This is a genomic window from Bradyrhizobium sp. 159 (assembly GCF_023073795.1).
Lineage (GTDB): Bacteria > Pseudomonadota > Alphaproteobacteria > Rhizobiales > Xanthobacteraceae > Bradyrhizobium.
This window is the reverse complement of sequence record NZ_JADPKE010000041.1, coordinates 214,444-234,870: the sequence shown is the minus strand read 5'-3', so window position 1 is coordinate 234,870 and position 20,427 is coordinate 214,444. Positions and strand designations below refer to the sequence as shown.

18 protein-coding genes are annotated in these 20,427 nt (G+C 63.5%); 8 read left to right on the top strand and 10 right to left on the bottom strand.

All coding sequences use genetic code 11. The features are described 5' to 3' along the window. Nucleotides 1–107: 107 nt before the first annotated feature. Nucleotides 108–1,220, top strand: a complete 1,113-nt coding sequence (locus tag IVA96_RS10210; protein ID WP_247416990.1) for an NADH:flavin oxidoreductase/NADH oxidase — start codon at nt 108–110, stop codon at nt 1,218–1,220. Between the two features lie 132 nt (nt 1,221–1,352). Next, on the top strand, nt 1,353–1,760 hold the full coding sequence (locus tag IVA96_RS10205) for a hypothetical protein (protein ID WP_247276304.1): 408 nt from the start codon (nt 1,353–1,355) through the stop codon (nt 1,758–1,760). A gap of 57 nt (nt 1,761–1,817) precedes the next feature. Here IVA96_RS10205 and IVA96_RS10200 read toward each other — a convergent pair whose 3' ends face one another. Both IVA96_RS10200 and IVA96_RS10195 read right to left on the bottom strand, forming a co-directional pair. Then, on the bottom strand, nt 1,818–2,063 hold the full coding sequence (locus IVA96_RS10200; RefSeq protein ID WP_247416988.1) for a PilZ domain-containing protein: 246 nt from the start codon (nt 2,061–2,063) through the stop codon (nt 1,818–1,820). 244 nt (nt 2,064–2,307) lie between these two features. Further along, the gene (locus IVA96_RS10195) at nt 2,308–3,681 is read right to left on the bottom strand and encodes a DUF2235 domain-containing protein (RefSeq protein ID WP_247276441.1); all 1,374 of its coding nucleotides are present in this window, start codon (nt 3,679–3,681) and stop codon (nt 2,308–2,310) included. 159 nt (nt 3,682–3,840) lie between these two features. Between IVA96_RS10195 and IVA96_RS10190 the strand changes: the two genes are divergently transcribed. After that, nucleotides 3,841–4,518 carry a hypothetical protein gene (locus IVA96_RS10190; RefSeq protein WP_247276306.1) on the top strand — a complete coding sequence of 226 codons (678 nt, stop codon included), beginning with the start codon at nt 3,841–3,843 and terminating at the stop codon, nt 4,516–4,518. A 641-nt stretch (nt 4,519–5,159) separates the two neighbouring features. Here the strand turns inward: IVA96_RS10190 and ftsZ are convergent. The 5 genes from ftsZ to rpmB form a co-directional block, all read right to left on the bottom strand. Continuing rightward, a complete protein-coding gene (gene ftsZ, locus IVA96_RS10185; RefSeq protein WP_247416984.1) occupies nt 5,160–6,419 on the bottom strand; it encodes a cell division protein FtsZ in 1,260 nt (419 codons plus the stop codon). A 52-nt stretch (nt 6,420–6,471) separates the two neighbouring features. Then, nucleotides 6,472–6,984 (bottom strand): hypothetical protein, encoded by a 513-nt coding sequence (locus IVA96_RS10180; protein ID WP_247276308.1) that lies wholly within the window; start codon nt 6,982–6,984, stop codon nt 6,472–6,474. Between the two features lie 349 nt (nt 6,985–7,333). Then, nucleotides 7,334–8,005, bottom strand: a complete 672-nt coding sequence (locus IVA96_RS10170; protein ID WP_247416980.1) for a UvrD-helicase domain-containing protein — start codon at nt 8,003–8,005, stop codon at nt 7,334–7,336. Nucleotides 8,006–8,580: 575 nt separating this feature from the next. Continuing rightward, nucleotides 8,581–9,642, bottom strand: coding sequence for a YaaC family protein (locus tag IVA96_RS10165; RefSeq protein WP_247276312.1), 1,062 nt, complete (start codon nt 9,640–9,642; stop codon nt 8,581–8,583). Between the two features lie 169 nt (nt 9,643–9,811). Then, nucleotides 9,812–10,117 (bottom strand): 50S ribosomal protein L28, encoded by a 306-nt coding sequence (gene rpmB / locus IVA96_RS10160; RefSeq protein WP_247276313.1) that lies wholly within the window; start codon nt 10,115–10,117, stop codon nt 9,812–9,814. Between the two features lie 574 nt (nt 10,118–10,691). Between rpmB and IVA96_RS10155 the strand changes: the two genes are divergently transcribed. The 5 genes from IVA96_RS10155 to IVA96_RS10135 all read left to right on the top strand — a co-directional run bounded on the left by IVA96_RS10155 (nt 10,692) and on the right by IVA96_RS10135 (nt 17,576). Then, nucleotides 10,692–11,501: a DUF3108 domain-containing protein gene (locus tag IVA96_RS10155; protein ID WP_247276442.1), complete on the top strand. Its 810-nt coding sequence runs from the start codon at nt 10,692–10,694 to the stop codon at nt 11,499–11,501. A 753-nt stretch (nt 11,502–12,254) separates the two neighbouring features. After that, the gene (locus IVA96_RS10150; protein WP_247276314.1) at nt 12,255–15,677 is read left to right on the top strand and encodes a helicase-related protein; all 3,423 of its coding nucleotides are present in this window, start codon (nt 12,255–12,257) and stop codon (nt 15,675–15,677) included. A 22-nt stretch (nt 15,678–15,699) separates the two neighbouring features. Further along, nucleotides 15,700–15,951 carry a S4 domain-containing protein gene (locus IVA96_RS10145; protein ID WP_346015473.1) on the top strand — a complete coding sequence of 84 codons (252 nt, stop codon included), beginning with the start codon at nt 15,700–15,702 and terminating at the stop codon, nt 15,949–15,951. Between the two features lie 132 nt (nt 15,952–16,083). After that, nucleotides 16,084–16,422 (top strand): ferredoxin FdxA, encoded by a 339-nt coding sequence (gene fdxA, locus IVA96_RS10140; protein ID WP_018643465.1) that lies wholly within the window; start codon nt 16,084–16,086, stop codon nt 16,420–16,422. Nucleotides 16,423–16,766: 344 nt separating this feature from the next. Then, nucleotides 16,767–17,576, top strand: a complete 810-nt coding sequence (locus tag IVA96_RS10135; RefSeq protein ID WP_247276316.1) for a CarD family transcriptional regulator — start codon at nt 16,767–16,769, stop codon at nt 17,574–17,576. A gap of 86 nt (nt 17,577–17,662) precedes the next feature. On the opposite strand, the gene IVA96_RS10130 is transcribed toward IVA96_RS10135, so the two are convergent. The 3 genes from IVA96_RS10130 to IVA96_RS10120 are packed head-to-tail and all read right to left on the bottom strand — an operon-like array spanning nt 17,663 to nt 20,415. Next, nucleotides 17,663–18,196 (bottom strand): response regulator transcription factor, encoded by a 534-nt coding sequence (locus IVA96_RS10130; RefSeq protein WP_247276317.1) that lies wholly within the window; start codon nt 18,194–18,196, stop codon nt 17,663–17,665. Continuing rightward, nucleotides 18,186–19,592, bottom strand: a complete 1,407-nt coding sequence (locus IVA96_RS10125; protein WP_247276318.1) for an ATP-binding protein — start codon at nt 19,590–19,592, stop codon at nt 18,186–18,188. Before IVA96_RS10125 ends, IVA96_RS10130 begins: the two co-directional genes overlap by 11 nt. Beyond that, nucleotides 19,564–20,415, bottom strand: a complete 852-nt coding sequence (locus tag IVA96_RS10120; protein WP_247276319.1) for an SURF1 family protein — start codon at nt 20,413–20,415, stop codon at nt 19,564–19,566. The genes IVA96_RS10125 and IVA96_RS10120 overlap by 29 nt, the downstream gene beginning before the upstream one ends. Between the last annotated feature and the right edge of the window lie 12 nt (nt 20,416–20,427).

The window sequence follows — 20,427 nt, the reverse complement described above, 5'->3', positions numbered from 1 at the left end:
GCGCAATGCGTGGCGCCACTATCGGCCATTCCCCCGCGCGCCTAGCAATCCGCACGTCGCTCACTACACTCCTGCCATTGCCCCTCCATCCTTCGGAACCTCCCCGCATGTCCGTTCTGTTTTCCCCGATCAAGCTGCGCGGCCTGACGTTGAAGAATCGCGTCGTGGTGTCGCCGATGTGCCAGTATTCGGCCGACGACGGCGTCGCCACCGACTGGCACTTCACCCACATCAACAATCTCAGCCTGTCGGGCGCGGCGATGTTCTGCATCGAGGCGACGCATGTCGAGGCGATCGGCCGCATCACGCCGGGCTGTCTCGGGCTCTACAGCGATGCCTGCGAAGCGGCCTTGAAGCCGATCCTCAATTCGGTGCGCAAATATTCCTCGACGGCCATCGCGATGCAGCTCGCCCATGCCGGCCGCAAAGCCTCCAGCGCGCGGCCCTGGGAGGGCGGCCAGCTGATTCCGGTTGAACACGGCGGCTGGCAGACGGTTGCGCCGTCGGCCGTGCCGCACAAGGAGGGCGAGGCCGCGCCGCTGGCGCTCGACGCCGCGGGCCTCAAACGCATCCGCAACGCCTTCGCCGACTCAGCAAAGCGCGCCGCCCGCCTCGGCATCGACGCGATCGAGGTGCACGGCGCGCACGGCTATCTCCTGCATCAGTTCCTGTCGCCGATCTCGAACCGGCGCACCGACGAATATGGCGGCAGCCTCGAAAACCGCATGCGCTTTCCGCTGGAGGTGTTCGATGCGGTGCGCGCCGCATTCCCTGCTGACAAGCCGGTCGGCATGCGGGTGTCGTCGACCGACTGGGTCGAGGGCGGCTGGGACCTGGCGCAGACCATCGCATTTGCGAAAGCGCTGAAGGCGCGCGGCGTCGACTGGATCGATGCCTCCTCCGGCGGCGTCTCGCCGCAGCAGAAGATTCCGCTCGGCCCCGGCTATCAGGTGCAGTTCGCAGAGGCGATCAAGCGCGAGACCGAATTGCCGACCATCGCCGTCGGCCTGATCAGCGAAGCCAGGCAAGCCGAGGAGATCGTTGCATCCGGCAAGGCCGACATGATCGCGCTCGCCCGCGGCATGCTTTACGACCCGCGCTGGGCCTGGCACGCGGCCGCCGAGCTCGGCGGCGAAGTCGAAGCCCCGCCGCAATATTGGCGCTCGCAGCCCTCGACGCAAAAGGCGCTGTTCGGCAGGACCACGTTCGGGGCGCGGTGATTTCTTCACCTCTCCCCGCATGCGGCGCCGCGTGCGGGGGAGTAAACTCACGCATCCGTAACCCCGCTCACCTTCCACCTCCCGCAAAACTGGCCTAACCTCCGTCCCCTCAACGGCTCACGGAGGCCGGCCATGCGTTTTGGTGTTCGCAAAACTGCCCATGTGTTCGAGCGCGTGGGTCTTGCGATGGCGGGCGCGGCGTGCGGATTGTTCGTCGGCGCCTATGTGGGATCGGCGATCCCCACGCTCACCACGCAGGGGTTCTTGCTGCTGATGATGGTGCTCGGCTTCATCGGCTTCTATATCGGGATCGACACGCCGCAAATGCCGTTCGACGAGGCGCACAGCCAGATCGACGCCGCGGAGTTTTTGAGCTCGGCCGGCACGCTCTGCGCCACGCTTACCGCGCTCGCCTCCGTCGCCGTCATCGTGCTCCGCCTCGATCCGCACATCGCCTGGACCTGGCTCGCTCTGCTCGGCTGGATCGGCGGTGTCGCCATGCAGATCGTCGCGGGGACGAAGGCGCGTATGCGGGCGTAGCGCGGCTCTTACCCTCCCCTCCAGGGGAGGGTAAGCGGGGCATCTCGGCCTTCGGCCCTAGAACACCACGCCCACCCGCGTGCCGCGCTTCCACGCGATGCGGCAGCGCTTCTTGGTGTTGACGTGCAAGAGCTCGAACCGATCGGGAATGCTCACCTGTCCGCCGAGATCGACGCAGGCCCCGCCGGGCGAATAGTCGATCAGCGTGCAGGGAATCACCGGCGCGCGCGGGTCGGTGATGATCTTGGCCTGGCGCGACACCAATCCCGAAGGTTTCACGCGGGCATATTTGCGCGGATACATTGGCACTCTCCTCCAATTCCGCAGATATCGCGGGGATCGGTTCCAATGTTGGAAGAGAGATGATGCGATCCCGCTAAAGCAGGCTTGAGAATTTTAACGAAAAGTAGCGGCGAAAGAACAAAGCGGCGGTAGCGGGCTGCCACCCTCCCCTGGAGGGGGAGGGTCGATCGCGCGCAGCGCGAGCGGGGTGGGGTGATCTCCCCACACGGACAGCGCTTGCGTGGAGAGACTGTCACCCCACGTCTCACATTTCGCTCCGCTCCATGTGAGCCGACCCTCCCTCTCCAGGGGAGAGTGGCAGTATGCCCGCATCGTCTCCCCCATGCGGCCCCACCGGCATCGGCACGGTCACGTAACTCTTCGGCAGATTCACCGGCCGATAGTCCGGCCCCACCGCCATCCGCTTGACCACGCTCTCATGCACATGCGCGCCTTCCGGAATGACGCGCGGCTCGCTATCGGGAATGTAGAAGCCGAGCACCACCTTCCGCTCCGGCCACTCCTTGTACTTCGCGCGCTTCGGCAAATATTCCAGCAGCCGCCAAGCTGCCGTCATGGAATCGTGCAGCTCGCCCGTCTTCCCGGTAAAAGCAGGCGCGACATAGCTGAACGGCGAGTTCTTGCGCTGAATGCCGAAGGCGAGCTGGTTCACCGTGCGCGGGTTGAAGTTCAGCCCCGCCTTTGCGGCCTCCTCGATCATCCACAGCAGCGGATATTTCGACTGCCCGCTCTCGGCTTCCGGATAGCCGCCGCCGACGTCGCCATGCACGCCGGCGAACCACACCTGCAGAATGTCCTGCGGCACCTTCTTCTCGTCCGGCACATAGCGGTTGCTCCAGAACTCCTGCGGCGCGTCATACGCCTTGAGGCGGAACATGCAGCGCCGCTCGTCGATCGCGATCGCCTGCCGGAAGATTTTGACGCTGGGATTGCGCAGCGTGAAGGCGAGCTCCTCGAAGCTCGGCCAATACAGCCGGTCGGCGCGGGGCACGATCACGCTCGCCACGGTATCCCAGACGCCGATGAAGTGGATGGTCGGCCAGCGCGTCGAGGTGATGCGCGCGAACTGCGCTGCGAGGTCGAATTGGTCTTTCGGTAGCGGCCCCTGATCGTCGAAAGTGACGTCGCTGAGGTCCTCGACGTCGTTGCCGCGCCCGGTGCCGGAATATTGCTTGTAGGCGATGAGGCCGCTGCCCGCGAGGTTCACCTGCTCCGGCGAGACCAGCCCGAGCTTGTGGATCAGCCCCGCCAGCACCCGCACGGTATAGGCACCGCGCGAGAAGCCGAACAGGTAGATCTTGTCTCCGGCTGCGTAATGCTGAACCAGGAAGCAATAGGCGCTGAGCACGTTGTGATCGAGCCCATAGCCGGTGGCGAGCCCCAGCACCATATTGATATTGGCCTTCCAGCGATGCCACGTCGTCGGCTCCGTCACCGTGCCGACTCCCGGATCGTAAAACACCATCTGCCGCGGCTGCGTCTTGTCGGTCTTGCGCAGGCAGCGATAGAGCTTCAGGACGTTGGAGATGTTCTCGCTGATCTCGTTGCCGGTGCCGTCACAGCAGATGACGAGGTTTTTCGGCTCGGGTTTGCGGTCGGTGCTGGCTGCATGCTCCATGGGATGCGCCTCCGGGTGATGCGACTGCAGTATAGCGGAAATGGATGGCAGCGAGGAGACGAAGCCGGCGCCGCCGGCGTGGTGCCTCATTTATCTTCTGTTGACATTAACCACTTGTTAACCATGCCGTCGCCTAATGTGGACGAGTGGGGGATCACCATGTCGGCCCATGTGACGCGACCGAAGTTGATGCCTGTTTCGGCCCGTCCAGCCTTTGCTGAGCTTGCCAGGCTGGCGGTTCGCGCCACGGCCGTCCTACGGACCAAAACGGCTGTCGTACGGAGCAAAGCCATGTTTGGAAAGGACGACTTAGTGGACAATCTCAGCCGCGATCTCGAGCGCGCGCGCGGAAGACGCGATGCACTCGCATCCGAAGCCACGACCCTGACGGCCCAGATCGCCGAAATTGAAGCCCGCCTTTCGGAGGAGAAGAAAAGGCGGGAGCGTGAGCGCGTTTTGGTCGAGATCGAAGCGATCAAAACCCGAATCAAGCAAGCCGCCGGCGCGTTTGCGCCCGTCGTCGATGGCCTCTCCAAGGCGATCGAATCGGCTGCGGCAATCGTGCCCGAGGCGCGCGAGCTCAATAGTTTCCTGGTGTCGGTGGCGACCGAAATCGACAGTGTGCTCGATCCTCTGTTGCGCGAACTGGATCAGCGCGCGGATGCGGTGCGAACCGGCCACGTCGCGCTGGACCTCCCGAGTTCGCCCGATGAACCTGCCATCGAGCTGCCGAAAGACAGCAACGAACGCCTGCTTCGTTTTCCGGCATGGCTGTCCCGCGACAAGGAGACGGACAAGAAGGAAACACCGGAGAGCCCGCGCAGCACGGCAGCGTGAACTGGCGGCTGGCTTCCTTGCGCATCCTTCGAGACGCCCGCCTTCGGCGGGCTCCTCAGGATGAGGTCTCGTTTCGCGGCGAGCTATCAGACCCTCATGGTGAGGAGCCCGCCACTCATCCGGCAGCCTCCAACTCTCATATGCGATAGCCTTCTCTGCAAGCCGCTCCGTCATCGAGCTGACGAAAGACAGCAACGAACGCCTGCTACGTTTTCCGGCGTGGCTGTCCCGCGATAAGGAGTCGGAAGAAGGAAACACAGGAGGGCCCCCGCAGCACGGCAGCGTGAACCTGGCGGGTGGCTTCCTTGCGGCGCATCCTTCGAGACGCCCGCCGTCGGCGGGCTCCACAGGATGAGGTCTCGTTTGGCGGCGCGATATCAAACCCTCATGGTGAGGAGCCCGCCAAAGCGGGCGTCTCGAACCATGCAGGCCGAACTCATCCGGCAGCCTCCAACTGTCATATGCGATAGCCTTCTCCGCAAGCCGCTCCGTCATTCCGGGGTGCGCCTCTTGGCGCGAGCCCGAGAATCCATTGCTCAACAATCACCGCGGTTCGATGCATGCTCAGATGCGCCATGGCGCATCATAGCTCGCGATGTCGTCGCGCCCCGGTGACGACCGTAACTCCCTCCTGCCACCGTTCAGTTGGCGGCGCGGCGCAGGAAGGCCGGGATGTCGAGAACGGCCTCGTCGGGCGCATTGCGCATAGCGGTGCGGCCGTAAGGATCGAGCGGCCGGTCGGCCGGCTGGCGTGCATGTTCCAGGCTCGGCCTTGCCGGCGGCCCCACCGGGTGGTGCGGCTGCGGGCGGAGCGGCGGACTTTCCACCTGCGCAAGGGGCGCACTGCGCTCGATGCGATCGGCGATACGGCGGCCGTCGTTGCGCAGCCTGCCGGCGAGCTGCGTGAGGGCGGTCTCCACCGGCTGCGCCTGCTGCGCCGGGTCGAGATTATCGATTCCGGTCGCCACCACCGAGACGCGGACGATGCCTTCGAGGCTGTCATCAAACGACGCGCCGACGATGATGTTGGCGTCCGGGTCGGCCTCGTCGCGAATGCGGGTCGCGGCTTCGTCGACCTCGTACAGCATGAGATCCTTGCCGCCGGTGATGGAGATGATGAGGCCACTGGCGCGCTTGATCGAGGGATTCTCGATCAATGGATTGGAGATCGCGGCCACGGCGGCGGCAAGCACGCGCTTCTCGCCGGAAGCCTCGCCCCGTCCCATCATGGCCTTGCCCTTCTCCTTCATGACGGAGAGGACGTCGGCAAAATCGAGGTTGATCAGGCCTTCCTTGACGATGAGGTCGCTGATGCAGGCGACGCCCGAATAAAGCACCTGGTCGGCAAGGGCGAAGGCATCGGCGAATGTGGTCTTCTCGCTGGCCACCCGGAACAGGTTCTGGTTCGGGATGATCAGGAGCGTGTCGACCGTCTTCAGCAGCTCCTCGATGCCGGCTTCGGCAAAGCGCATGCGGCGCTGGCCCTCGAAGTAGAACGGCTTGGTGACCACGCCGATCGTGAGAATGCCAAGCTCGCGTGCGATCCTGGCGACGATGGGGGCAGCCCCGGTGCCGGTGCCGCCGCCCATGCCGGCCGTCACGAACACCATGTGCGCGCCGGTCAATTGATCGCGAATCGTATCGATCGCCTCTTCGGCTGCGGCGCGGCCCAATTCCGGCTGCGAGCCGGCGCCGAGGCCTGCGGTCACCTGTGTGCCGAGCTGGATCAGGCGCCTCGCCTTCGACATCGCAAGCGCCTGCGCGTCGGTGTTGGCGACCACGAACTCGACCCCTTGCAGCCCGGCTGTGATCATGTTGTTGACCGCATTGCCGCCGGCGCCGCCCACGCCAAACACGACAATGCGGGCCTTCATTTCGTGGATATCGGTGGTGCCAGTCATACTTCCCTCGTGATTGCTCCGGCAAGCCGGGGATGGAGATGAGTCTCGAGTGTTACCTGCGAGCCGCCCGGTCTGCCTGCACGATCGCAGCGGCCAGATGTCCCAATCGAAGCGCGGCTTGCCCCGCGATCGTGCCGCCCGCCCGGCGACCGGCCTGGAGAACCGCCACTTCGTCTTCCAGTCGTGCCGCCCACGCATTGGCGGCGGTCGTCTCGGCGGCCGCCTGCGTCAGCTCGACGGCCAGGCGATCGGCACGTTCGCGCTCGCGCTCGAATACTGCCCTGTAGGCGGTTGCGACGGCCTCGAGCCGCGCCACCTCCGCCTTGAAGGCCTGGATCTTGATGGCCTCGATCTTCGCCAGGGAGACATCGATCGGGTCTGCCCGGCGGACGCGTCGTGGGCGGGGTGTGTAGCGGAGCTCGGCGAAATCGACCCTGACCAGGGCCTTGCCGTCCTCCGACCGCGAGCGCGGCAAATGGCGGCGTCGCGCAAGCGAACGCGCGGCCTCTCGGGAGATGTCGAGGCGGGCACTGAGATCGGCATACGTCAACAATGCAACGCACATCGGCGCTTCTCCTGGAGCGAACCGGGACGGCATTTCGGGCTAATGATGGCTGGACGATTACCGCAGGCTAGGCTGCGTTGGTTAATGCACGGTTAACGCGCGAGGGGTGTTGTTTACAAGTGCCGTCACCGTGCCGACCGCGGATTTTCAGGACGTTGGAGATGTTCTCGCTGATCTCGTTGCCAGTACCGTCACAGCAGATGATGAGGTTTTCGGCTCGGGTTTGCGGTCGGTGTTGGGTGCGTGCTCCACGGAATGCGCCTCCGGGTGATGCTATCTGGGCAAGTATAGCGGAAAATGGGGAAAATTGGACAACACGCATTTGCTAGCTGGGTCGAGAACAATGAATCTACATAACGTACCGCGCAATTCCAGTTACCCCTAGAGCACCATCATAGGCAAACGTGACGCTGTGCCGGGCACGAGAAACTCCGACATACATTTTCGAGGCCGACTTTTCCACGTGTCTGATGTCGCCACTAGCCAGCCAAGATTTGGCGAGCTTGTGCGGAAATATTAGGACTCGTTCAAAGGTGAGTCCTTTCGATTCGCCAAAATTCATCGCCTCGTAGCCGTGGCAATCTGTCTTGACATCCAGGCGGAGTACTTGCGGTCGGAATCTTTCAAGGTAGGCTGCTATATCGCTGTTATTAACGGCAAAGACTCCGTCGTGGCCGATTAGCTTATCGTTGAGTGATCTCGTCTTGGGCTCCCGCGGAAAGAAACCATCGGCAATATCGGCAATGCCCTGATTGCAGCGATGGGTCTCGGCTTGGTAGGTGGTCTTGCATAGTTTGAGTTTTTCCCACTCTCGAACTTTCTTAATGACCTTGATGCCGGAATAGGCGCTGTTCCTAACGGAGTTGTTTGTGCGAAATGTTGCCTGTCGGTGGTCACCAACAAGGTTCACTTGTACGCGTGAGCGCAAAATCAACTCGATTAAATCGAGATCATAGCCGGCGAGATCCTGAAATTCGTCGATGTAGATCATATCAAAGCGCTCTTCCAGCCTGCGGATCACGGCGCCGGCGGACGCTTCGTTGCAGGCGAGTACAAACTGCGCGATCTTGTCGGAGTAGATAAGGCCCTGATTTCCGAAGTAGAAACGTTTGATCTCAGTCTGCTTGGCGTATCTGTCAGATCGCCCTTGAGTCCAATGAACTCCTCGTATCCGAGAGCCGATTAGGCTCGATTGATAGGGTCGAGCAAGTTCGCGGAGCAGAAAGGAGTACCATGACCATACTTCTACATGTGCTGGGATGCAGCGATTGATTTGATAGATCTTCCCTTTGATCTCAGCGACATTATTTTGGGTATAAGTTACTAGAGCGCAGCGCCTTGTGGTCTCTTCTGAGATACGATTCCCTTCTTTTGGTCGAGCGATCCATTTATTTCACGCACCCGCTCGTCCGTGAGAAATTCGTCCTTCATCAATCGATATGAGAGAGCGAGATCGACCTGCTCCTTTTTACTCAGGCCGTCCTTAACAAGATCAAGAACGTAGCGACTTGCTGCGGAGTTGTTTCTTATCGTGCTGGCATCAATGAAGCTGGATTTGATCGGTATCGATCAGAGCGCACGCGATGTAGATATTCATCAGCTCGCTGCCCGGATGTTTGGAACTAGGAATTGAATGCCTGTTAGCTCCGATGCAATCTCGTCGATGAACTGTTCAGCAGACATCTGAATAAATTCGCTTAGTAACCAATTCTTCTGTCCAGCTAGGAGGGATGCCATCTGCGGCGGATTATAACGGCTGATCTCGCTGAGCCGGTGCATCGCGCCTAAGATGAGCGTAGGCAGTTGGCGTTCAATGCGCTTTGGGCCGCGCGTTCGAGACCTGATGTACCAAAGTGGCTCCGTGCCGTTTATAAAGAATAACTCGCTGCGCAGGCTCTGGTTTAGATCGGCAATGTTGGCTAGAGCCCTCGCGCCCAACTTACCGGGCTTTTGGCAGGCCGCGGAGGCTACAGACCGAATTGCCCGAGGGCCAAACTTCTCGTCGGCAACAAAAAGGACTGGGAGTCGCTTAACGGCCGTCGCGAAGGGAATGTTCTTCGTAATGTCTGCGCGAAAATATACTTGCTTGGATGGCCTATCTGCAACGAAACCGCAGTTAGCGATTGGAATAAACATTTCGGATTGCGATGTATAGGTTAGGCAATAGGTTCGGTGTATGAAAACCATGTTGAAGAATAGTTCTTGAAGAGTGTGAGTCTTGTTGGTTTCGGATTCTTGGTAGTAAGTCGACAGGCTTGGCAATACTCCATGTTGCTGGATTTTGATGCCAAGGTGATTGAGAGAGGAACTTCCTCGTTGCGAGGCCGGAGTGTGCTCTGAAACGCCGTGACGTTCGTTAAATACAATTCCCTTGGCTGATAGAAGCGCCTTCGTTGCATTCAAGAAAGAATAGTAAAGCAGCAGAGGTGCCGATTGAGGAGGAAGGCCGAGGGATACCTTGTGGAATTCCTGCGCTTGCTGCCAATAGAGGAGTGCCTTGTCCTTGCCTCCTCTCTTGAGCCACAAGGCAACGTATGTCCACGGGCTGTTCGTCAGAACATTTCGAGCTCCAATTACCGGAGCAATTATTGCCTTATGAGGCGGAATCGCTCGCCCTCTAAACTTTATCTGAAGTAGGTCCTTTGAGATATCGTCCATTGCTCTATCTGATTCGAGGCGCAGTTAGCTTACGCCGCGCTCTGTAGTTGCAGAAGAGCAAAGCTTCCCAAACAAAAACGGCCGGATCTTCCGATCCGGCCGCAACGCAACTCTACTGGCTAAGCCTACGCCACGCGACGCAACTTAGCCCCCGCCCAATTCTGAAATCTTAGCTCGCCTTCTTCGCCGGCGCGTCGCCGACCTTTTTCTGGATGGCGCGCTTCAGCTCGAGGGCGCGCGGCGACAGGACGTCGGCGCTGGCCTTGAGCAGGAAGGCATCTAAGCCGCCATTATGGTCGACGCTCTTGACCGCGTTGGTGGAGACGCGCAGGCGCACGTTGCGCTCCAGGGCTTCCGAGATGAACGTCACGTTGACGAGGTTCGGCAGGAAGCGACGCTTGGTCTTGATGTTGGAGTGGCTGACCTTGTGGCCGACGAGGGGGCCCTTGGCCGTCAGTTCGCAGCGGCGAGACATGGTAGAAATCCTCAGGTTCGAGCCCCCAACGATTTGCGGCCGCCATTCGGGGCGCCACGGGGGCAAATTCTTTCGTCCTTGCAGGGAGCGGGCGGACGTATAGGGGGGAAGGGGCGGGACGTCAAGGCGACGGGCCGTTTTTGGCCCGTCGTCCCGGGGCGCGGGGAGCGCGAACCCGGGATCTCGCGCGGCACCCGCGGTGCGCTCCCTCCCCCGCGCGCGGGGGAGGGTTGGGGAGAGGGCTGTCTCCGCGGAGGGGCAGTCGCGACAGTGCCCCCAAAGGAGAGAGCCCTCACCCGCGCTTCGCGCGACCTCTCCCGCAAGCGGGAGAGGTGACCGCGCCCGCGACCACACCTTCCCCGATCACCAAAACGGCAATGATCGGAACGCCTTACCATCACATAAAGGGCGTATTCGCGGCCGAAGAGTCCTGGGGAGTTCCGCCGCTTTTGGCGCCCAGCACATTGTTTGCCGCTGTTTTTGGCTTAACTAACAAGGCCTGACGGCCCCATTGGATGGCTTCGTGAATATCCTGACCTCTCATCCGCCGCGGCGGCGCGCCGGCCAGTTGGCCCTGGCGGCGCTGTGCGGGCTCGCCTTGGCGTGGGGGGCGGCGCCGGCAGCGGCGCAAGGCAAGCTCGAGGCGCAATATGAGGCGACGTTATCAGGCATTCCCGTCGGCAAGGGCGCCTGGAACATCGACATCCAGGACGACGTGTTCGCCGCCGCGGCCTCCGGCGGCACCACGGGGCTGCTGAAATCGTTCGCGGGTGGCTCGGGCACCGGCGCCTCGCAGGGCCGCGTCGTCAACGGCGCGCTGGTTGCGACCGGCTATCAGGCCTCCACCACCACCTCGAAGAAGACCGAAGAGATCCGCATCACGCTCGACAAGGGCAATGTGAAGGATTTTGCGATCCTGCCGGAGCCGCCGGTCGACCCCGATCGCATCGTCGTCACCGAAGCGCATCGCCGCGGCGTCTGGGACCCGATGACGGCCTCGCTGCTGCGCGTGCCCGGCAATGGCGATCCGGTGTCGCCGGAAGCCTGCCATAACAGCGCGCCCGTGTTCGACGGCCGCATGCGCTACGACTTGAAACTCGATTTCAAGCGCATGGAGAGCGTGAAGGCCGAGAAGGGATACAAGGGCCCGGTCGTGGTCTGCGCGCTCTATTTCGTGCCCGTGGCCGGCTACATCCCCGACCGCCCCGTAATCAAATACCTCGCCGCCCAGCGCAACATCGAGATCGCCTTTGCGCCGGTGGCGGGAACGCGCATCCTGGTCCCGTTCTGGCTGAAAGTGCCGACGCCCTTGGGGCCTGCGATGCTGGAAGCGACGAGCTTCATCACCTCCCCCCAGCCGCCACGCGTCGCCAAGACGCAGTAGCAGTTCTTAACCCTCCCCTGGAGGGGAGGGTCGGCGCACATGAGCGCAGCGAAATGTGCGACGGGGTGGGGTGATCTCTCCCCACGGGCGCTGTGCCGGGCGGAAAGATCACCCCACCCCGCTCGCGCTGCGCGCGATCGACCACGGGCGAGCTACGCTCGTCCCGGACCCCTCCAGGGGAGCGTAAGAACGTATGAGATATCAATGACTTCCCTACTGTGCATGGGGTTGTTTTCGCATTTTTGTTTTGGCAGGTCGGGGAACCTGGAATCCATTTGACTCCCGCCCGATTCTGATTCGACTCCCCGCCGCCCCAGCTTTAAGGAATCCGTCATCAAATCGTCGCTTGTACGGCAGCCCGAGCCTTCATCTAGTGCGCACCTGTGGCGAGTCCCGCGACATGTTGCGTGAACGGAACGGGACGCAATCGGGAGTCAGCGATTCGGCCGCGATTCGTTCTAGAGTCGTTCCGAAGCTTAAGGCGAGCGGGAAAGGCGTCGCAAACTGAGACAGTTGCGCGAGGTTGGGAAGACTGCTCCGCGCTCGCTGTCATCGCCCGGCTTGACCGGGCGATCCAGTACGCCGAGGCGGTCGTGGTTGAGCCGATGAGCCACGGCGTGCCACATGCCCCGGTCAAGCCGGGGCATGACAGCGGAGCGCGTGGTGGCGTTCGGAGACATCGCTGACACCTGATCGCCTCATCGCCTCAAACAGCACTGACATTCGCCCAAATCGGCACTACCTATCTCCGGAATGGCTTTTTCTTCCTCCCCCTTCGCTTCCGAGCGTGCCCCCGGCGCCGGCGTCACTGCGGTGCTCGGGCCGACCAACACCGGCAAGACCCATCTCGCCATCGAGCGGATGCTCGCGCATCCCTCCGGCATGATCGGGCTGCCGCTGCGCCTGCTTGCGCGCGAGGTCTATAACAAGATCGCCGATCGCGCGGGGCCAGAGAGCGTCGCGCTCGTGACCGGCGAGGAGAAGATCAAGCCGAAGAAGCCGCGCTATTGGGTCTCGACCGTCGAGGCGATGCCGCGCGATCTCGACGTCTCCTTCCTCGCCATCGACGAGGTCCAGATCGCCTCCGACCTCGAACGCGGCCACGTCTTCACCGACCGCATTCTCAACCGCCGTGGCCGCGACGAGACGCTGCTCTTGGGCGCCGCCACGATGCGCCCGATCATCGAGCGCCTCTTGCCGGGCGTGTCCATGATCACGCGGCCGCGCCTGTCGCAGCTCGAATTCGCCGGCGACCGCAAGATCACGCGCCAGCCGCGCCGCACCGCCATCGTCGCCTTCTCCGCCGACGAGGTCTACGCCATTGCCGAGCTGATCCGCCGCCAGCATGGCGGCGCCGCCGTGGTGCTGGGCTCGCTCAGCCCTCGCACCCGCAACGCGCAGGTGGCAATGTTCCAGAACGGCGACGTCGACTATCTCGTCGCCACCGACGCGGTCGGCATGGGCCTCAATCTCGACGTCGACCACGTTGCCTTTGCCTCCGATCGCAAGTTCGACGGCTACCAGTTCCGCCGCCTGACGCCCTCGGAATTTGCGCAGATCGCCGGCCGCGCCGGCCGCGCCACGCGCAACGGCACCTTCGGCACCACCGGCCGCTGCGCCCCGTTCGAGCCCGAACTCGTCAACGCGCTCCAGAACCACACCTTCGACGCCGTGAAGATGCTGCAATGGCGCAACTCGAAGCTGGATTTCTCTTCGCTCGGCGCGCTCCAGGTGTCGCTGAACCTGGCCCCAGGGCACGAGGCGCTGACGCGCGCCCCGATCGCCGAGGACATGCGCGTGCTCGATCATGCTGCGCGCGACGTCGATGTGCGCGATATCGCGCATGGCAAGGTGGCCGTGGAGCGCCTCTGGGAGGCCTGCCAGGTCCCCGATTACCGAAAGCTGTCGCCGGCCGCCCATGCCGAGCTGGTGACGACGCTGTACGGCTTCCTGATGCAGAAGGGATGCATCCCCGATAGCTGGTTTGCCGCCCAGGTCGATCAGGCCGACCGCGTCGATGGCGACATCGACACGCTGTCGGCCCGGATCGCGCAGATTCGCACCTGGACCTTCGTCGCCAACCGCCCGGATTGGCTGAAAGACCCCGAACGCTGGCAGGGGATCGCGCGCGAGGTCGAAAATAAATTATCGGATGCGCTCCATGAACGCTTGACTGAGCGTTTCGTTGATCGCCGGACCAGTGTATTGATGCGCCGCCTGCGGGAGAACACGAGCTTGAATACTGAAATCGGCAAGACCGGCGAAGTCATCGTCGAAGGCCACGTCATCGGCCGCCTCGACGGCTTCACCTTTGCACCGGACGCTGCGGAAGCCGGCTCCGATGCGAAAGCCTTGCAGGCTGCAGCGCAAGCGGTGCTCGCCGGCGAGATCAACGCGCGCGCCGAAAAGCTGGGCAATGCACCGGACGAGCAGTTCGTGCTGACCTCCGAAGGCATCATCCGCTGGACCGGCGATGCCGTGGCGCGCCTGTCCGCCGCAGACGACGCGCTGCATCCGCGCATCCGCATCATCTCGGACGAGAGATTGACTGGGGCGCCCCGCGAGAAGGTGCAGGCCCGACTCGAGCTCTGGCTCAAGACGCATATCGAAAAGCTGCTCGGGCCGATGTTCGAGCTGTCAAAGGCCGAGGATGTCACCGGCATCGCCCGCGGCATCGCCTATCAGCTGGTCGAGGCGCTCGGCGTGCTGGAGCGGCCGAAGATCGCCAGCGAGCTGAAGGATCTCGACCAGTCCTCGCGCGCGGTCTTGCGCAAATACGGCGTCCGCTTCGGGGCCTATCACATCTATTTCCCCGGTCTGCTCAAGCCCGCCGCGCGCGCGCTCGCAGCGCTGCTCTGGGCGTTGAAGCAGGACAATGTCGATCTCTCCGCGCTGTCTGGCGCTCAGCATCTGGCATCTTCGGGCCGCACCTCGTTCCCGGTCGACAAGCAGCTGCCGCGCGATGCCTATCGCGTGCTCGGCTACAAGCAGGCCGGCGAGCGCGCCGTGCGCGTCGATATTTTGGAGCGGCTTGCCGATCTGATCCGCCCGGCGCTGGCCTGGCGCGAGAACTCGCCCGGCGAAAAGCCGGCCGGCGCGTTCGACGGCCGCGGTTTTGTGGTGACGCAGGCGATGACCTCGCTCACCGGGTCGGCCGGCGAGGACTTTGCGTCCGTGCTGCGCGCGCTCGGCTATCGCATGGAGAAGCGTCCGCCGTTGCCGCCAAAGCCTGTGGTGACCGAGACGGTCGCGGCAGAGACGCCGCCCGTCGAGGGCAGCGCGGAGACGTCGACCGAGACCGCAGCGGAGGCCGTAGCGGGTCTGTCGGCAGAAGCATCCGGTGAAGTCGCTCCCGAAGCCGTCACGGTCGAAGACGCCCCCGGCATGGAGCAGCACGACGGGGGCGCGCAGGACGCAGAGCCTGCGCCGGAAGCTCCGCCTGAGGCTGCCGTCACGCCCGAAGATGCGCCCGGCATCGCGCCACCGGCGGAAGAGATTGCTGCGCCGGCAGAGGCTGCCGGCCTCGAAGCCGCTGCCGCCGAGACCGCGGCAACGGAAGCTGCTGCATCGCCTGATGCTGCCGCGCCTGAAGCCGTCGCGCCTGAGGCTGCGGCGACGCCGGCCGAGCCCGAGCTCGTCGAGGTCTGGCGTCCCGGCGGCCGTCACGAGGATCGCAAGCCGCGCCACGAGCGCCATCGCCATCAGCGTCACCATCAGCCGCGTCCGCAGGCGAGTGCAGAAGGCAGCACGGCCGCGTCCGGCGAAGCAGCCGAAGGCGCGAAGCCGGGCGAGCGCCATCGTCATGGTGGTGGTCATCGCCGCGACGGGGCCAAGGATTTTCGCAAGGGCCGCGAAGGTGGTGGAGACGGTGCGCCGCGTCCCGAGGGGCGTGACGACAGGAATCGCCGTTTCGAGGGCAAGGACCGCGACAACAAGGATCGCGATCGCAACCGCGACAACAAAGGCAAGTTCGGCGGCGATCGCGACAAGGGCCGCGACAACCGTGGCCGCGACCGCGACAAGGGCCGCGACCGCCGCGACCGCGAGTCCGGTCCGTCGCTGCGTCCCTATGCCTCCAGCGCGAATCCGCGCGAACGCGATCGTCCTGTTGATCCGAACTCGCCCTTCGCAAAGCTCGCAGCGCTGAAAGAGCAACTGGCGGGGCGCAAGGAGTAATCCTACGACCGAGCGGCAGCGCATCGACAAATGGCTGTGGCACGCCCGGGTGGTGAAGGCGCGCACCTCCGCCGCTGAGCTGGTGGTCACCGGCCACGTTCGCGTCAACGGCGCACGCGAGACATCGCCGGGGCATGCGATCAAGGTCGGCGACGTGCTCACCATCGCGCTCGATCGCACCGTGCGCGTCTTGAAGGTCATCGCCTTCAACGAGCGCCGCGGCGATGCCGCCTCGGCCCGCGTGCTCTACGAAGAGCTCGGCGAGCGCAATTAATTGCGCGGTGCATTCATTTCTTGGCTGGTCAAACGCACACAAGTGTCATGATCGGCCGTTCCCGACCTTGCGGCGCCGGGCCATCCGCGCTACGCAAGCCGCGACTTTTGAAAGAGCTTTTCGGAGCGTTGGATGACTTACGTCGTCACTGAAAACTGCATCAAGTGCAAGTACACCGACTGCGTCGAGGTCTGCCCGGTCGACTGTTTCTACGAGGGCGACAACATGCTCGTCATCCATCCCGACGAGTGCATCGATTGCGGCGTGTGCGAGCCGGAATGCCCCGCCGACGCCATCAAGCCGGACACGGAACCGGGCTTGGAAAAGTGGCTCCAAGTCAACGCCGACTACGCCAAGAGCTGGCCCAACATCACCCAGAAGAAAGAATCACCCGCCGACGCCAAGGAATTCGATGGCATGGAAGGCAAGTTCGAGAAATATTTTTCTCCGAACCCGGGCTCGGGAGACTAATTAGGGCCCAAACTTAACCCTAATAGCTGCGTTACCGCCGAAAACCAGCCCTGAAGACCCCTAAATCATTGATTTTTGCGGGAAATGTGCTATATTGGGCACATTAAGCCGAACCCCGTCAGCCCCGTTGGCCCCTCTGGGTTCCCGTGAAACCAAATGTCGAACAGGGGCGTGGCAGTTTCCGCGCGCAGGCTGTGTCACAGAAAACGCGTAAAAAGAGTACTTCAGCGAGGGCTTCCCATAAGGAGGCCAAAAAAGTCGCCGCGGCCAGCCGTAGCGCATCCAAGGGTCGGACCGCGACGAAGGCGCCGGCTGCAAAGTCCTCGAAGAACAAAAGAAGCGCAATGCCTAACAAGACTGCCAAATCGGCCGCGAAAGCGACCGTTGCCAAGCCTGCTGCTGCCAAGGCTCACCCGGCGAAGGCTCACGCTGCCAAGCCCGCCGCGCCGAAGGCTCCCGTTGCTGCTGCTCATGCCAAGGCTCCTGCCGCTACCAAGCCGGCCGCCAAGCCCGCTGCTGCGCCGAAAGTCGAGGAAAAGAAGGTCGTCACCCAGCGTCAGGGCTTTAAGGCCAACGAATTCGTCGTTTATCCCGCTCACGGCGTCGGCCAGATCCTGGCCATCGAGGAGCAGGAGATCGCCGGTGCCAAGCTCGAGCTGTTCGTCATCAACTTCATCAAGGACAAGATGACGCTGCGCGTTCCGACTGCCAAGGTCGCCAATGTCGGCATGCGCAAGCTGTCCGATCCGGCGCTGGTCAAGAAGGCGCTGGAGACCCTCAAGGGCCGCGCCCGCGTCAAGCGCACCATGTGGTCGCGCCGCGCCCAGGAATATGAAGCGAAGATCAATTCGGGCGACATCGTTGCGATCGCGGAAGTCGTGCGCGACCTCTACCGCTCGGAGTCGCAGCCGGAGCAGTCCTACAGCGAACGCCAGCTCTATGAAGCGGCGCTCGACCGTCTGTCCCGCGAGATCGCGGTGGTGCAGCATTCGACCGAGACCGAGGCGGTCAAGGAGATCGAGGCCCAGCTTGCCAAGAGCCCGCGCCGCAACGCCAAGGCGGAAGCCGCCGAGGGCGAAGCAGATACGGATGCAGAGGGCGATACCGACGACACCGATGGCGACGACACCACCGTTGCCGACGAGGCTGCGTAAGCAACCCGTCGTATCGATTGCAACAGATCAAAGCCCGGCCGTTCGGCCGGGCTTTTTGTTTGGGGGACGCTGGTCCGGACGACACCTTATTTGACCGGCCGTTTCTCCAGCTTCCTTGCCAGCGTCCGCCGATGCATGCCGAGCCTTCGGGCCGCTTCCGAGATGTTGAAATCCGTCTCGATCAGGGTCTGGTGGATGCGCTCCCATTCCAGCGTCTTGATCGATGTCGGTCGTGCATCGAGCGCGACCTCGGCGTTGCCTTCGGCCTTGTTGAAGGCGGCCTCGATGTCGTCGGTGTTCGACGGTTTTGCCAGGTAGTGGCAGGCTCCCAGCTTGATGGCCTCGACGGCGGTCGAAATGCTGGCAAAGCCGGTCAGCACCACGATCAGCATGTCGGGATCATGCGTGTGCAAGAGCTCGACGCAGGCAAGCCCGGAGGCGCCGCCGAGCTTGAGGTCGACCACGGCGTGGCCGAACGAGCGCTCCTCCAGCACTTGGCGTACCTCTTCGATCGAGGCGGCGAGCACGACCTCGTAGCCACGGCGCTCGAACGAGCGTTTCAGTGTGCGGGCGAAGCCGGCATCGTCCTCGACGACGATGAGCGAGCGGTCAGGCGTCAAAATTCCCTCCGATCGCGAGCGTTGCGAGCGGCAGCGTGAGACGAACGGTGGCGCCGCGCTTCCTGTGGTTCTCGGCGGTCACGCTGCCTCCTAATTTGCGCACCACGTTCACCACCAGGAACAGGCCGAGCCCGCCGCCGGCGCGGCCCTTGCTGGACTGATAGGGCTTTCCGAGCTGCGCCAGCATCTCCGGCGCAAAGCCCGGGCCGCGGTCGCTGATCGACAGCACGAGATTGTCGCCCTCGCGCTCGGCGACGAGCTCGACCCAATCGCGCGAGACCTCATAGGCGTTGTCGAGCACGTTGAAGATCACCTGCTTCAGCGCGATGTCGGAGACGATCGCGACGTCCTCGCCGAAGGTGTTGACGAAGTAGAGCGTCCGCGCCGAGCGCGCGTCGCGCCATTCCTCCACCAGCGCGGTGACGAACGCCGTCACCGTCGTCGGCGAGGAGCCTTCGCCGCGTGCTTCGCCCGCCGACACCAGGATGCCCGTCACGATCGATTTGCAGCGTTGCAGCGAGGTCTCCATCTCCGCGAGATCCTCGGCGAGCTCCTGATCGGCGGCGAGATCTGGCATGCGGCGCCAGTCGCTGAGGATCACCGAAAGCGAGGCGAGCGGGGTGCCGAGCTCGTGGGCCGCGCCGGAGGCGAGCAGGCCCATGCGCACGATGTGATCCTGCTCGGCCGCGTGCTGGCGCAGCGCCGCCAGATGCGCGTCGCGCTCGCGCAAATTCCTGTTGATGCGGGTGACGAACACCACCAGCAGCACGGCGTTGAGGACGAAGCCCAACAGCATGCCTGCTACGGTGAGGCTGTAGGTCTCGCTGATGGGATTTGGCGGCAGGTCGAGCGGCCTGTAGGCGAGCGTCAGCCACACGAAACTCGCGCAGGTCAGCGCAACCAGCGACCAGGTCGAGCGGGCGTCGAGCAGCACCGCGCCCAGCGTGACCTGGAGCAGGAACAGCGAGGTGAAGGGATTGGTGGCGCCGCCAGAGAGGTAGAGCTGCGCGGTCAGCGCGGCGACGTCGAGCATCAGCGCGACCAAAAGCTCGTTGTTGGTGATCGCCGCGCGATGGCGCACCCAGACCAGGCTGGAGACGTTGAGCAGCACCAGCGCGCCGATCACCGCGCCCATCCGTTCCAAGGGCAGGGGGATGCCAAGCCCGAAATGCACGGCGCCGATGGTCACGATCTGGCCGACCACCGCGGTCCAGCGCAGCTGGATCAGCAGCGCCATGTTCTTGCGGTTGGTCTCGTCGTCGGTGGGAGCAGTGCCGATCAGCTCGCCGCGCGCGTCCTCCTGCGATTGCAGCGTCACGGCCAGCTCGCCGCCATGGGCCAGCGTCCGGGGGCTCGACTTTGCGTCGTCAGGTCGGCTCGACGATCGTTCCAGCATCTGATCCCGTCCTGCGGGCAGCGGCGTCGGAGCCGCCGGCCGGTTCGTGGACGAAGCGTTTGCGGCGCAATAGCCCGCCGCCGAATGTGACGAAAAGTCGACCGGCTAGCATGAAAGCCAGGGCAAACCACGTCAGTGCGTAGATCAGGTGGTTATTGGGAAAGCGGATCACGGTCAATCCGCCGATCGGACCGCCGGCAATTTGTGATCCGGCGTCGGCATCCACGAAAAAGGGCGCGACCTCGTGGAGGCCGCGTGCCGCCGCGATCGCGGCGACATCCCGCGAGTACCAGCGGTTGTGCTGCGGCACGTTGTTCCTGAGGAATCCGCCCCTGCGCTCCGTGATGCGCAACAGACCCGTGATCTCAACCTCGCCGTCGGGATTGCCGTCCCGGCGCGTCGAGGCGTCGCGCCGCTCGGAGGGCACGAAGCCGCGGTTGATCAGGACCTGCGTGCCGTCGCTGCGCAGAAGCGGCGTCAGCACCCAATAGCCGGGGCCTTCCTCGGTGACGGCCTGCACCAGCGTCTCGCGGTCATGCAGGAAACGGCCGGTGAGGGTGACGTGCCTGTACTCGTCGTTCGCGGTGGAGATCGTGGGCCACGCAGCGGGCGAGGGAACCGGCTGGGCCGGGGCATGAACGCGCTGCTCGACCCGGTCGATCAGCGCCAGCTTCCAGGCGCGGCGTTCGACCTGCCAGATGCCCAGCGCGATCAGAACGGCAATCGCCGTGAGCGAGAGGACCGTGAGCCACAGGGAGGGGGATCGCGCAGCCTTGCCGCGCGTCCCGCCTGCCTTGTTCGTCCCGGTCCAGATCTTGCTCACGTCAGAGGCTCG